The sequence below is a fragment of the Kitasatospora sp. NPDC097605 genome (assembly GCF_040302725.1).
In the GTDB taxonomy this organism is placed as follows: domain Bacteria; phylum Actinomycetota; class Actinomycetes; order Streptomycetales; family Streptomycetaceae; genus Kitasatospora.
On sequence record NZ_JBEOSF010000026.1, the window covers coordinates 19356 to 32757 of the forward strand.

The window sequence follows — 13402 nt, forward strand, 5'->3', positions numbered from 1 at the left end:
GGGAGTCGGTCAGGTGACGAAGAAGACACCGGCGTCGGTGCCGGCCGGCGCGTACTCGGCCAGCCGCGCCCGCAGGTTGTCCTCGCGCTGGGGCTGGAACAGGTCGTGGAAGGCGCCCAGTTCGGAGCGGTCCTCGGCGCCGCGGGTGATCTCCGGCGCGCACCCGGCGGCCAACTGGCCGTAGCCGGGCGTGCCGTAGCGGAGGCTGGTGAACAGCGGACGGACCCGCGCGCTCTCCAGCTCGCGCAGCCGGGCGGCCCGCGCCGGGTCCAGCTCGCCGCGCTCGACCAGCTCGTCCACCGCCGAGCGCACCAGGTCCGGCTGGCAGGCGTACCGGCGCGGGGTGCGCGAGCCCGGGGGGACGTAGCTGAACCGCAGGCAGCCGAGCGCGCGGCGGGCCACCCGCAGCCGCCCGGTGAAGACGCAGTCCTCGGCGGTCGCCACCGCGTGGGTGTGCACCTCGCCGGCCACGGTGCAGCGGTGGGCGTGCAGCAGCGCGTGGGCGGGTGCGCAGTCGGGCCCGGAGAGCGCCGGCCGCTCCGGCCCGGTGGCGTCCAGGACGCTGTCGGCGAGATGGATCTCCAGCGGGTCGGTGTCCACCTCGTCGCCGACGACCTGGACGGTGCCGAGGACGCACCGCTCGATCCGGACGCAGGCCGTGGTGTGGTCCAGCACCAGGCTGGGCTCCTGCGGCGCGTGCGGTTCGCAGTGCGGTTCCAGCGACCAGCCCGGCACCAGGGTGCAGTGCCGCAGGGTCACGGAGGCCAGCGGACCGGTGACGTTGACCCCGCGACCGGTGATCAGCAGGCCGTCCAGGACCAGCCGCCCGCCCGGGTGGACGCCCCGGACGTTGAGCGCGTCCGGCCGGTTGCTGTACCAGTCGAGCAGCCGGATCACCGGCCGGGTGCCCTCGGCGGCGCGCAGTTCGAGGCGGTCGTCGGCCGCCAGGTCGAAGTCCAGCTGCTCCTGGTAGGCCCCGCTGTGGGTGATCTCGATGACGGCGGCGCCCCCCGCCTCGCCGGTCCGCTGGTCGGCCCGCCACCGCTCGTACGCCTCGTTGATCCGCTCGAACCGCTGGCCGGGGCCGACCCGGTAGAGCGTGCGGTGCCGGGCCTCCGGGCGGTCGCGCGGGTACTCCCCGCCGCCCGTGTCGTCGGAGAACGCGTAGTGGTGGTCGACCCAGACGCCGCGGCGCGGGGCGGTGCGGGCGCCGAAGGCGATCCGGCCGAGCACCGGGTCCACGGCGACCTGGCCGCGCCCGGGCCGGTACGCCCAGCCGCTCAGGTCGGCCACCGTGATCTCGGCGGGCGGGACGGGCTCCTGGGCGCCGTCGCGCCAGATCGCGAAGCTCTTGCCGGGCCCGTAGTAGTCGGCCATCCGCTCGGCCAGCTGGCGGCGCCGGATCGCGGCCGGCACCTGGTCGAGCGCCGCGAGGTGGGTGGCCGACGGCTCCGGCTCGGGCCGGGTGAACAGCGGGGCGTCGTTCCCGAGCACCGAGAAGGTGAAGAGGTTCCTGGCCCGGTCGACGCAGTAGGCCGGCGCCCGGGTGACGGAGTACGGCTTCAGCCGCCAGACGTACACCGCGACACCGGCCGGCGTGAAGCCGCCCTGGCGGCGGGCGGAGGCGGCCCGGCGGACGTCGGCGGTGTGCGCCTGCTCGTCGAAGGGCCCGCCGAGCAGGTCCAGCGCCGCGCCGCGCCGGACGTCGACCAGCCGGCCCCGGACCGGCCGCCGCTGGCCGGCCGGCTCCTCGTCGGGGCGCGGCAGCCGCACCGGCCGGGTGGCGCCGAGCAGCCGGGAGAGCTCCACCGCCCGGGCCGGCCAGTCGGCGACCGAGGCGGGCAGCTCCTCCAGCAGGGCGAGCGTGCCCTTGCGCCGGCGGTCGGCGACGGTGTCGGCGACGTCCCTGCGCGGCGCCAGCCGGGCGGCCAGCCGGTCGCGGGCCGCGGCCCGTTCCGGGGAGGCCCCGCCGTGCAGGCCGGTGGCGAGCACCTCCTCGTAGCCGGGCAGGATCCGGTAGCCGACCAGGTCGCCGAGGTAGGCCACGGCCCAGTCGGCGGCGGTCTCCACGAACCAGTCCCGGTAGCCCTGGTCGATGCCGGCGCGGACGATGTCGACCTGCTCGGCGACGACGGCCAGCAGGGCGCGCAGCGGCTCGCCCGCCTCGGCGTCCCGCAGCCGGTGCCAGCGCGGCAGCAGCTCCAGCAGTCCGTCCGGGTCCCGCTCACTGGGCTCGGTCATGCGCGGACCTCCTTGAGGATCAACGTGTCGGGCAGATCCGGTGCCAGCAGGGCGAGTTGGGCCGGACGGATGCCGCGGAAGACGGTCAGCACCCGGCCGGCCGGCAGCGGACGGGTGTCGGTGACGGCCGGGTTGAGCCGCAGCAGCTCGGCGAGCGGGATGCCGTGGCGGGCGGCGATGTCGGTGAGGGTCTCCCCGGCCGGGTCCCGCACCCGGTACCGCTGCTCGTCGAAGCGGGCGAGCCTGGCCGGGACCGTCGGCTGCGGCCGGACGAGCTGCTCGGCCAGGTGCTCCAGGCCCTCGGGGGTGAGGCTGCCGGGCACGCCGGTGAAGGCGTCGACGTCCACCCGGTCGACGCCCGGGACGGCCTGGGCGGCGGCGAGCACCTCGGACAGGTGGGCGCTCTGGCCGAGCCGGCGTCCGGCGAAGCCGAGGCGGTCGAGCAGGGCGTGGCGCAGCGCCGGCTCGACCACCTCCCAGGAGTGGTCCGGGTCGACCTTGACGCTCAGGGCGAGGACCAGCAGGACGAGTTCGCGCAGCGCGACCTCGACCGGCAGCCTCGGGTCGCCGTAGGCGCTGAGCGCGGAGCGCAGGGTGCGGACCAGGTCGGAGTCGGCGGTGAGCGGGATGTCGTCCACCCCGGCCACCGTGACGTGCACCAGCTCCCGCCGGCCGTCCGAGAGCCGGGTGGCGGCGGCGCGCCCGATACCGGCCCGGGAGCGGGTGAAGTCCTCGTAGTCGGGGACCGACACCAGCCGGTCCAGGGCGGTGACCGCGAGCGGGATGGTCTGCCGGGCGAGGCCCGGTCCGTCCGGGCCGGCGCCGCCGGTGGCGGGCAGCGGGTTGACGACGGCGGAGACCCCGAGCGGGCGGGTGGTGAGCTGGGTGATCCGGCCGGCGCCGACGTTGCCCGACTCGCCGATGCCGACCCGGTAGCGGGCGCGGACGTTCTCCCGGCCGGTGGGCAGGCGCGAACCGTGCACGCCGTCGCCGAAGGTGACGGTGGTGCGGCCGTCGGCGCCGATCGCGGTGACGAAGACCCGGTCGTCCGGGCCGTGTCCGGCGAGGCTGTCGACCTCGTGCCAGCGGATCCCGTCGACCCGGACCTCCAGGGTGCTGCGCGCGCCCCGGGGGGTGTCGGCGGCCAGCCAGGTGAGCGGCGACTGCCAGAGGGCGAAGCGCTGGCCGGGGAGGCCGGCGTCGCCGCTGCCGATCGCCTCGTCGCGGGTGGCGCCCTGGGTGGCGCGGACCACGTTGCCGAGGACCTGGACGGTCTCGCGCCGGTAGCGGTGGGCGAGCGGGGCGCTGAGGGTGATCGTGGTGCGCACGGTGTCCCCGGGCAGCCGGGGGTCGACGCCCTGCCCGACGCCGGCGATCATGGCGAGTTCGGTGGCCCGGACACCGGTGGTGCCGGGGATGTCGGTCCGCTCGCCGCCGACCACGACCCACCGGCCGGGGGTCAGCCCGTCGTAGAGCCGGGCGAGTTCGATCCGGTCGCCGTGCACGTCCTCGGTGACCGGCTCGTCGGCGAGCCGCAGCGGCTCGCCGCGGGCGTAGACGGTGGCGTCGCGGATGTGCGAGAGCTGGGTGTCCTGGTCGTCCAGCCAGGGCTGCTGCAGGGACAGCTCGGTGACCTTCCCGGTGATGCCGAAGTCGGCGCGGGAGATCACCCGCACATCGGTCACCCGGGTGATGACCTCGGCGAGGTCGCGGCCGCCCGGAACGCCGCCGTCGAGCCCCTTGCGCGGGCGCTGGACGACCACCCAGCTGCCGGGCGCGATCTGGTCGTAGACGGCGTCGAGGGTGAGGACGGTGCCGGAGACCGGCTGCAGCTTGGTGGTGAACACCACCTCGACCGCGGGCGGGGACTGCTCGGTGGCGGCGTAGCGGTGCACCCGGACGTTCAGCTCGCCGGACTCGCCGGTCGTCTCCTGGCCCGGGTCGAGGTGGTGGTCGAGCGCGGGGCCGGGCCCGCCGTCGACCTTCACGTGCACGCGCCCGTCGGCCTGCGGGCGGGACACCAGGACGGTGCGTTCGGGCAGCTTGGCCAGGAATCGGGCGCTGACGCCGGGCTCCCGCTCGGGCCCGGGCCGGGCCGAGGCGTGCGGGTCCGGCGGCGGCGGTTCGGTGGTCACCACCTGGACCTGGCCGGGCCCGAACGGGAAGGTGTGGTCCCACGGCAGCGAGAAGCCGCTGTGCAGCAGGCTGCCGGCCTCGACGTAGGTGAAGTCGGCGGTGGCGGGGACGGTGCCGGTGGCGTCGAAGGTGACCCGGACGCCGATCAGCGTGCTGCCGGAGAGCGGCCAGTCCACATAGCGGTCGATCCGGCCGTCGGCGCCGTAGACGGGCTTGAGTGGCGCGGTGGCGCCGAACGGGGTGGCCACCACCCGCATCGCCTGGATCTCGTGCACGGCGAGCGGCACCGTCAGGTCGACCCGGCGCCAGGCGGGGTAGAGGCCCTCGCGCAGCCGGGGGTCGAGCGCGGTGAGCAGCTGCGCGCCGAGGTCCGAGCCGGGGGCGAAGAGGCGCTGCGGGTCGCGGGCGAGGTCCCTGGCGCTGAGCGGGGGCCGGGTGGGGGCCTTGCGCAGCGCGGCCAGCAGCGAGCCCAGCCCGCGGACGGCCGGGTCGGCGGTGGCCGGGCCGTCCGGGCCACCCGGGCTGTCCGGGCCGTCCGGGTCGGGTTCGGGCCGGTCGGGGGCCTGCGGCGGCTCCAGTTGGTGGGCGCGCTCCCGCAGACCCGTCAGCTCGTCACCGAGGCGGCCGAACCACGCGGCCACCGGCCGCTGGGAGCGGGCCAGCTCGGCGGCCTCGGCGGCCCGGGCGATCACCGGGCCGAGCCGCTCGGCGAAGTCGGCCGGGGTGCCCAGCGGGCCGGAGGGCAGGTCGAGGTCGGCACGCAGCGGGGCCAGCACCTGGGCGTCGAACTCCCGGACGATCCGGCCGTTCCCGGGCCGGGGGTTCGGCGCGTGCGCGGAGACCGTGATCCAGTCCGCCAGTTCGGCGCGCAGGTCCTTGAGGGTGCGCAGGTCCCGGGGCAGCCCGATCACCGTGACGTCGTTCTCGCGGTCCAGCCGCACCTCGGGCACCAGCCGCAGCACCCGGTGGACCGGGTCGGCGGCCCGGTCGGCGCTGAAGACGAACAGCAGCCGGTCGCCGGGCCTGATGTTGTTGGCGGTGCCGGCGGCGAACAGCTCGGCGCGCCCGCCGGGGTTCAGCTGGCCGGGCGTCAGCTGGTACGGGCGGCGGCGCAGCACGGCCAGCTCGTTCCAGGCCGGGCGGGCGGCGAGGTCCTCGGCGGTCTCGAAGGACTGCGGGTCCTCGCCGGGGCCGGGGACGCTCTGGCTGCGGGCGCCGCGCGGGACGGTCACGGTCGGGTCCTCGACGGCCCGCGGGTCGTGGTCGAGGGTGTAGGCGAGGTAGGTGTCGGCGGCCACGCCGGGCCGGGGCCGGTGGCCGACCAGCCGGCCGAGCAGGCCGAGCGAGGACTCCTCGGTGGCGGTGCGCAGATAGCCCTCGTTGGCGATCCGCTCGGAGTAGAAGGTGAGCACGTCGGCGAGCACGGCCCAGGCGTCCAGCAGCGCGATCGCCGGGTCGTCCGGGGTGCGGACCGTCAGCTCGCGCAGCGCCGGGTAGGCGGGGGCGGACAGCCGCGCGAGCAGGCTGTCGAGGAACTGCCCGTAGCGGCCGACCCGGTAGCCGATGGCGTCCAGCCCGGGCGGGTTGAACAGCGGGGCCGGGGTCGCGGTCGCGGTGCCCGCGCAGCCGCAGGTGCACTGGCCGTTCATCGGCCGCCTCCGATCACGAGCGAGAGCCGGCCGTGCTCCGGCCGGTCGGGGTCGTTGTCGCAACAGGCGATCTCCAGCGCGCCGAGCCGCAGCAGCCCCTCGGCCGGCTCGCCGTCGTCCCGCCCGAACTGCCGCCGCAGCCGGGTGACCCGGGCGCTGACCACGCCCGGCACGGCGGCGGCCGCGGCCACCAGCCGGGAGACCCGCACCGGCTCGCCGAAGCCCAGCGCGTCGGGGTGGAAGAAGCCGGGGCGCCCGTCCGGCAGGGCGCGGTTGCCCAGCACCCGGCGCAACTCGGCCAGCACATGGCCGCGCTGGTGGCCGGGGGCGGCGCAGATCCGCAGTTCGAGGTCGAGCGGCACCAGCAGCGCGGGGCGGACCACCAGCTCGTGGCCGATCCGGCGGTACGCCTCCAGGCCCTGCCCGACCGCCGCCAGCAGGGCGGTGTCCGCCGTGGCCCGCCCGTACGGCTCGACGGCGACGTGCGCCTCCTGGCCGCTGCCGGTCCAGCGGAGTTCGGCGGCGGCCCGCCGGACGCCCGGCAGGCCGGCGGCCAGCTCCGCGTAGTCGGCGGCCGTGACGGCGCGCAGCCGGGTGCGGCTCAGCGCGAGCGGGGCCGCCTGCCGGACCTGGTCGAGCGGTTCGGGTCCGGTGCCGCCGGTCGCGGGCAGCGGGTTGCGGACCAGCCGCACCGCGCGTGCGTCCTGCGGCCGGGGCCGCGGCCGGTCGGGGTGGTCCCGGCAGACCACCAGGTGGTTGATGGCCTCCGCGCCCACGTTCCCGGCGGCGCCGTCGCCGATCCGGTAGGCGACCCGCAGCTCCGCGCCGGGCCGGGGCGGCAGGCCGTGGCGGCCGTCGCCGAAGCGCAGCGCGAGGCGGCCGTCGTCCTCCAGCTCGCCGACGAAGTGCCGGTCGCGCCGGCCGTCGGCCAGCAGGTCCCGGCGGGGCGTCCACTCCTGTCCGTCGGCGCCGGCCCGGACGGCGGGCAGGGCGGTGCGCGGGTCCTGGACGGCGATCGCGCTCGCCGGGCCGGCCAGCGCGGGGGAGTCGGGGTCGAGCCCGGCGGCGTACCGGGCGCCCCAGCTCTGGGCCACCTCCCAGACGGCGGACCGGCGCAGCACCGTGCCGGAGCGGGCCCGGGCGGTGAGCACCTCCAGCCGGCGCAGCTTGGCCGCGAGCAACCGGGTGCGGCGGGCCAGCAGCTCGCGCAGCCCGGAGGCGGGCCGCTCGGCGAGGCGCAGCTCGTGCACCACCCGGGCGCCGAACAGCAGGGTCAGTTCGGCGAGTTCGGCGCGGGAGAGGTGGTGGTGGCCCCGGCTCGTCCGGTGCCACAGCTCCTCCAGCCGCTCCCGGACGCGTTCGGGGACGGCGGCCAGCAGCTCGGCCTGTCCGGCGCAGACGTGTCCGGGATCCGGGTAGGCGGCCGCCTGGGTGACCGGGGCGTGGCTCAGCAGCGGGCGGAAGGGCCGGGGCAGCACCGGGTAGCGGGTCTGGTCGAGCAGCGTCTCCAGCGCCGCGGCCTGGGCGTCGGCGGTGGGCGGCTCGACCACGGCGCCCGCGCCGTCCGGGCCCTCCGCGCCCGCGCGGGGCGCGAGCAGGACGCTCAGCCCGGCCCGCCGGACGGCGGCCTCGCCGACCAGCGCGTCCAGCTCGCGGACCTGCTCGGGACCGAGGTGGCGGCCGGTCCTGGCCCGGTCGAGCAGCGCGTGGATCGCCTCCGCGGCGGGGCTGCCCTCGGTGCGGTCCGCGCAGTCGCACCCGTCCGGCTCGCAGAGCGGCACCCGGACCGGCTCCGGCGGCACCGCGAAGGTCTCCGGGGCGCCGCCGCAGAAGGTGAGGGAGCGGCCGTGGTCGACCAGGGCGACGTTGCCGCGCGCCACGCTCACGTCGGTGATCGGCTCGCAGTCGCCGCCGCCGCGCGCGGAGAGGCAGACCGGGAAGGTGAGCGCGTCCTGCGGTGCCCAGGCGACCTCGACCACCGGCTGGTCGTAGAGCTCGTCGACCAGGGGGGTGACGGAGGTGAGCCGGACGGCCTGGCGGTGCGCGGGGTCGGCGTCGGCGGCGGCGCCGGTGCGGGGGCCGAGCACCTCCTCGATGACCAGCAGGTCGCCGGGGCGCAGCGCCAGCCTCCGGGGCCGGGGCTGCGGCCGGGGCTGCGGCCGGCTGGTCTCCGGCCGGCCATCGCCGTGGTGGCCGTCGTGCGGGTCGTCGCCGTGCGGGTTGTCGCCGTGGGGGTCGTCGTGCGGGTCGTCCCGCCAGTCGTCGCGCAGGGTGGCGCCGGTCGCGCCCTCGGGCAGCACCCGGTCCTGGCCGCCCCAGGTCCAGAACCGGATGGTGTTGTGCGCGGGGTGCAGCACCAGGTCCGCCCCGCCGAGCGGCTCGAACACCTCGACGGCGGCGGTCCGGGCGAGCGCGTCCAGCTCCTCGTCCGGGATCACCGTGGACAGCTCCGGGCGATCCTGCGGGCCGAGCCGGCCGACGTCGACGGCGGCGAAGCGGAAGCCGCCGCGGCGCAGGATGAGCGGACGGTCCACCGCCAGCGTGACGAACGCCCGGGCGTTGCAGCCGTCGTGCATCGCGTAGTCGATCAGCCGCACGTGCCGGCGCACCGACACCCGGCGGCGGGCGGTGTCCAGGTAGGCCTCGGTGGCCACCGCGTCCTGGTGGTAGGAGAGCTGGTCGGCGGTGTGGGCGAGCAGCTCGACCAGGGTGATGCCGAGGTCGGGCAGGTGCCGCTCGGTCCAGCCGGGGACGGTGAGGCTCATCCGGTCCAGCACCAGCCGGCGCAGGCTCTCGTAGTCGCGGGCGGTGTAGTCGATCACCGGGGCGGGCCGGACGGCGGGCGGGCAGCTCTCCTCGGTGCGGCAGTCGTAGGGGGAGGGGCAGTCGAGGCCGAAGGAGAACCCGGCGCTCGCGTACCTCGGGTCGAAGCCCGGGTACGGGCGGGTACCCGGGCGGCCGTGGGCGTCCGCCTCGACCACCGTCAGCCGGTAGCGGGAGGTGTCGCCGGCGCGGTCCAGGGTGATGCGCATCCGGTCGTCCAGCTCCGGGTCGTCGGCGCGCTCGACGTCGACCGCGAGGGCGCGCAGGCCGGTGATCCGCCGGCCGCCGTCGATCCGGATGTGCTCCGGGCCGAGCCCGTCCGGCGCCCGGCCGAGGAAGGTGACGTCCAGCGTGCGCCCGTCGTCGCCCACCTCGGCGCCGTCCAGGCCCAGCAGGTGCGCCGCGCGCACATCGGCGCGGCGCGGCTCCGTCCCGCACCGGGCCGTCGGTCGTTCGGATCGCCCGGTCATGCCGCCACCCCGCCCTCGAACACGTCCTGCCGCCGCGAACCGGTCCGGCGCACGAGGTACGCCAGCTCGACCCGCACCACGTTCTCCTCGCTCGTCACGTCGAGCGAGGCCACCTCGATCACATCGCCGAGCCACTGCTGCAGCGCCGCCTGGACGGACAGCTGCAGGGTGGCCGCCAGCTCCGGGCTGTTCGGCGCGAAGACCAGGTCGAGCAGCCCGCAGCCGAAGTCCGGGTGCATGACCCGCTCGCCCGGCGCGGTGAACAGCAACTGCTCGATCAGGTCCCGCACATGGTCGTCGTACGCCGCCTCGGCGGTGCGCCCCCGGCTGTCGGTCCGGAACGGGAAGGCCAGGTCCGTCCGGACCGGCTCGGCGCGGTTCCCGGGGTACCCCGTGCCGCTCATGTCCCCTCCGCCCGCTGTTGGACCACGGTCACGATCGGCGGCCCCTGCGGGACCTGCTCGGCGCTCTGGCACAGCCCGACGGCGGAGCGCGGCAGCGCGGGGGAGCCGTTCACCCGGATCCGGGCCGAGGGCACCACCCAGCGGACCGTGACGCAGGGCTGCGGCTTGCCGGCCACGGTGAACGGGCAGCCGGTCACGGTGTACGGGTCGGCGGTGCTGGTGACGGCCTGGCCGGCGACCAGCACCCGGGCCTGGACGGGCCGGGCGGTCGCCTGGGCGCCGTGCGGGCAGGTCACCGTCGCGTTGACGTGCAGCAGATTTCCGGGCACGAGACTCTCCCCGTCAGGTCACGCTCAGGGCGTCCTGGTTGATCGAAACGGTGGCGCCGACCAGCGAGATCGAGGCGCCCTGGCCATTGCTGATCCGGATGCCCGAGTCGTTGATCACGATCGAGGCCCCGCCGGGTGTGCGCAGGGTGATCCCGGTGGTCGGGTCGTCGGACAGCACGATCACCCGCCGCCCGGTGGTCTCCAGCACCGCGTTCGGCGCGCCCGGCGGGCCGGTGGTCGCCTCCACCGGCACCTCCGAGGCGGAGCCGTACCAGCAGCCCGTCCAGACCGGGTAGCTCTGGTCGCCCTGCTCGAACTCCAGCCACACCCCGGCTCCGACCGGCGGGAGAGCGTAGTGGCCCATGCCCGGACCGGCCACCGGGAAGCACGGCATCGCCCAGCTCGACACCGCCTCGCCCAGCACGTCGGGCACCTGGGCCTGGATGCGGCCGATCCCCAGCGGGTCGACGTTGTTCACCACCGTCCCCCGGAACTTGCCGAGGTAGCGGGTCGGTTCGGCCATGCCGGCACTCCTGACTTCGGTGGGACGTAGGTGCGGTGGGACGTAGGTGCGGTGGGATTTCGGTGCTACGGGACGACGGTCGGCTGGAGGGCGATCAGGCCCTCCCGGGTCAGCGTGAAGTTCTGGGTGTAGGAGCCGCGCCTGAGGTTGTGGGTGACGCTCTTGACGAAGTACAGGCCGTCGTAGGTGAGCCCGGCGCCGCGGACGCCGACCAGCTCGCGCGGCCGCAGCACCCGGCCGTAGCGGACCACGTCCAGCTGCCCGGAGCCCGAGACGGCGTCCGCCGACTGCATCGCCTGGGCGATGATCTCGGCCACCGCCTGGGTGTTGTCCTTCTTGGCGGTGTCGGCGACCACCTTCTTCTTCAGCGCCGGCGCGGGCCGCAGCGCGAGCGGCGGGCGCAGGATGCTCACCTCCGGCACCGGCAGCACCGAGGACACCTTGGTCGCCGGGAGCTGGATCCGGGCCTCCGGCTCCTCGCGGGCGGTCCCGTCGAAGGCGAAGGTGAGCTGGTCGACGTTGGACAGCGCGTCCATGTTCACGTTCAGCGCGTGCTGCGGGACGCCGAGCCGGTTCTCCGGCCCCCAGTAGGCGCGGCTCGTCCCGGGGACCGGGCCGGGCTCAAGGTAGAAGACGTAGCCGTTGGCCTTCGCCAGCTCGTTGACGTACCCGAGGTCGGTGCCCTTCTGGAAGTCGATCCGCCGGGTGGGCATCGGCGTCTGCGGCACCAGCTCGGGGATGACCAGCGGGACGATGCCGTACTGCCCGTACTTGGCGATGATCGCGGCGACCCGGGCGGCCGGGGACATCGCGGGGAAGGGCACCCCGGCCTGCTCCTCCAGGTCCATCAGCACCGTCAGGTCCTCGCCGGTGACGGTGAGGGTGGACTGGCCGGGCTGGTTGCTGATACCGACCTCCTGACGGATGATCACACCGTCCATCAGCACGGTCGGGGTGCCGGTGACCGTCACCACCAGCACGATCCTGATCTTCGGGTCGAAGAAGCCGCCCGGCAGCAGCGCGGTGTCGATCAGCCCGCGCTTCGACAGGTCGAAGGCCAGCTGGAACCCGCTGCGCTGTCCGGACGCCACCGTGACCTGCGCGGACAGCAGGGCATCGGTCACCGGCTGCGGCACCGGCACCGGGATCTGCGGCCCCATCAGCAGGCCGAGGTGGATCGACCCGATCGGTCCGTCGCCCGTGACGGCCGCGACCTCAGGCACGGCCCACCCCCGGGACCGCGCCGGGCAGCGCGACGGTGATCCGCCGGCCCGGCGTCGCGGTCAGCTCCCGAGGGTCCAGCACCGGGTTGGCGTCGGCGATCCGCCACCACCGGTCGGCGCTGCCGAGGTACCGGTGGGCGAGCAGGTCGGGGCGGTCGCCGGCGCCGACGGTGTGCTCGGCGAGCGGGGTCAGGCCGTCCGGGTCCGGCAGCAGTCGCCGTCGCAGATACGGCACCTGACGCCCGTCCGGCTCGGTGCGCACCGCGACCGGGACGCCGTGGTACCGGCTGGTCAGGGGGTACGGCGAGGGCGCGGGCAGCGCGTCGAGCGGGTGGCCGGCGGTCATCGCAGCCCCCCGCCCAGACCGAGCGCGCTCAGCCGGCCGTCGGCCGCCGCGCCGACCAGCCGCTCCTTCTGCGCCAGGTGCGCCAGGTAGAGCTCGGCCCCGCGGTGCCCGGTCGGCAGATCGCTGACGGTCAGGACGCGCAGGCCGATCGCGACGGCGGCCCTGATCGGGTTCAGGTCGATGTCGAACGCCTCCTCGGTGATGGTGAGTTCGGTCAGCCGCACCGGCAGGATCCGCTTGCCGCCCCAGGTGAACAGGGTGAGCGGGGCCTCGATCGGCGTGATCTCCAGGGTGCCGAGCGCGGCGAGCGCCTGGTTGGCCCTGAGCTGCGCGCTGGCCGGCTGCACCAGTGACTCCAGCGTGGCCAGCTGCGGATGGATGCCGTTCGGGGCCGGCAGCTCCAGCTGGTCGGTGGCGTCCAGCTCCGCGGTGAACTTCCAGCTCTCCACGGCCGGCCCCTTGAGCCGCAGCGCCTCGGTCCGGTCCCCGCTCCCGTCCGCCCCCGCCACCTGCGGGGCCAGCGACCGCTCCAGACTGTCCGGGTTGAACTGCAGCACGATGATCCGCTGCGGCGTGCCGCGCTGCGGATCGACGATCACCAGCCCGGACCGCACCGGCCTCGGGGCGTCCGTGTAACCCAGGGGCGGGCTACTCATGGCCCTCCTCCAGCACCCGCAGGGCGATCCCGGCCTGGCGGGCGACCTCCGGGTCCGTCTCCTGGGTGAGCAGGTCCGCCAGCGGCTCCCGGTACTCGGGCCACTCGGCGTACACCATGGCCTGCACGGCGGCCCGGCGGACCCGGGCGTCCCGGTGCCGCACCGCCGCCAGCACGCGGGTGACCACCGAGTCCACCGCCCGCTTGGGGGAGCCGGCGCCCAGCAGCAGCACGGACCTCGCCCGCTCGAACGGGTCGGCGCGGACGTCGAGGTCGGCCTCCAGCTCGTCGACGCTCCGGACGTCGAGCGCGGCCTCCACCCGAGCCGACGCCGCCTGGACCCGCGTGTCGTCGTCGCCCGTGACCACCAGGTACCGCGCGTCGATGAACTCGTCCGCGACGTAGTGGGCCGACAGTCCGCCGGGCAGCGACCACTTCGCCTCGTAGAAGGCGTGGCTCGCCGGATCCCGCGCGATGTCCCCCTGGTAGGCCCATCCCTCGGCCTCGGCGAAGGCCCGGATCTCGGCGTTGTCCACGGAGTCGCGGAGAATCAGGCGACGACCCACGTACGGTCCGACGGCCATGCGGCCTCCCTTCCTGTCT

10 protein-coding genes are annotated in these 13402 nt (G+C 76.0%); all 10 read right to left on the reverse strand.

What is annotated here, in order from left to right; translation table 11 throughout:
- Positions 1–9: 9 nt before the first annotated feature.
- A complete protein-coding gene (locus ABTX81_RS26130; RefSeq protein WP_350549968.1) occupies positions 10–2241 on the reverse strand; it encodes a hypothetical protein in 2232 nt (743 codons plus the stop codon).
- The gene (locus ABTX81_RS26135) at positions 2238–6026 is read right to left on the reverse strand and encodes a putative baseplate assembly protein (protein WP_350549971.1); all 3789 of its coding nucleotides are present in this window, start codon (positions 6024–6026) and stop codon (positions 2238–2240) included. The genes ABTX81_RS26130 and ABTX81_RS26135 overlap by 4 nt, the downstream gene beginning before the upstream one ends.
- Positions 6023–9319 (reverse strand): putative baseplate assembly protein, encoded by a 3297-nt coding sequence (locus ABTX81_RS26140; RefSeq protein WP_350549974.1) that lies wholly within the window; start codon positions 9317–9319, stop codon positions 6023–6025. Before ABTX81_RS26140 ends, ABTX81_RS26135 begins: the two co-directional genes overlap by 4 nt.
- Positions 9316–9723: a GPW/gp25 family protein gene (locus ABTX81_RS26145; RefSeq protein WP_350549975.1), complete on the reverse strand. Its 408-nt coding sequence runs from the start codon at positions 9721–9723 to the stop codon at positions 9316–9318. The genes ABTX81_RS26140 and ABTX81_RS26145 overlap by 4 nt, the downstream gene beginning before the upstream one ends.
- A complete protein-coding gene (locus ABTX81_RS26150; protein ID WP_350549976.1) occupies positions 9720–10052 on the reverse strand; it encodes a hypothetical protein in 333 nt (110 codons plus the stop codon). The genes ABTX81_RS26145 and ABTX81_RS26150 overlap by 4 nt, the downstream gene beginning before the upstream one ends.
- Before the next feature lie 13 nt (positions 10053–10065).
- Positions 10066–10575, reverse strand: coding sequence for a phage baseplate assembly protein V (locus ABTX81_RS26155; RefSeq protein ID WP_350549979.1), 510 nt, complete (start codon positions 10573–10575; stop codon positions 10066–10068).
- A gap of 65 nt (positions 10576–10640) precedes the next feature.
- Positions 10641–11798 (reverse strand): hypothetical protein, encoded by a 1158-nt coding sequence (locus ABTX81_RS26160; protein ID WP_502892863.1) that lies wholly within the window; start codon positions 11796–11798, stop codon positions 10641–10643.
- Positions 11791–12144: a LysM peptidoglycan-binding domain-containing protein gene (locus ABTX81_RS26165; RefSeq protein WP_350549981.1), complete on the reverse strand. Its 354-nt coding sequence runs from the start codon at positions 12142–12144 to the stop codon at positions 11791–11793. Before ABTX81_RS26165 ends, ABTX81_RS26160 begins: the two co-directional genes overlap by 8 nt.
- Positions 12141–12800 (reverse strand): CIS tube protein, encoded by a 660-nt coding sequence (locus ABTX81_RS26170; protein WP_350549984.1) that lies wholly within the window; start codon positions 12798–12800, stop codon positions 12141–12143. Before ABTX81_RS26170 ends, ABTX81_RS26165 begins: the two co-directional genes overlap by 4 nt.
- Complete coding sequence (locus ABTX81_RS26175) at positions 12793–13383, reverse strand: HEAT repeat domain-containing protein (protein ID WP_350549987.1); 591 nt, start codon at positions 13381–13383, stop codon at positions 12793–12795. Before ABTX81_RS26175 ends, ABTX81_RS26170 begins: the two co-directional genes overlap by 8 nt.
- Positions 13384–13402 lie beyond the last annotated feature (19 nt).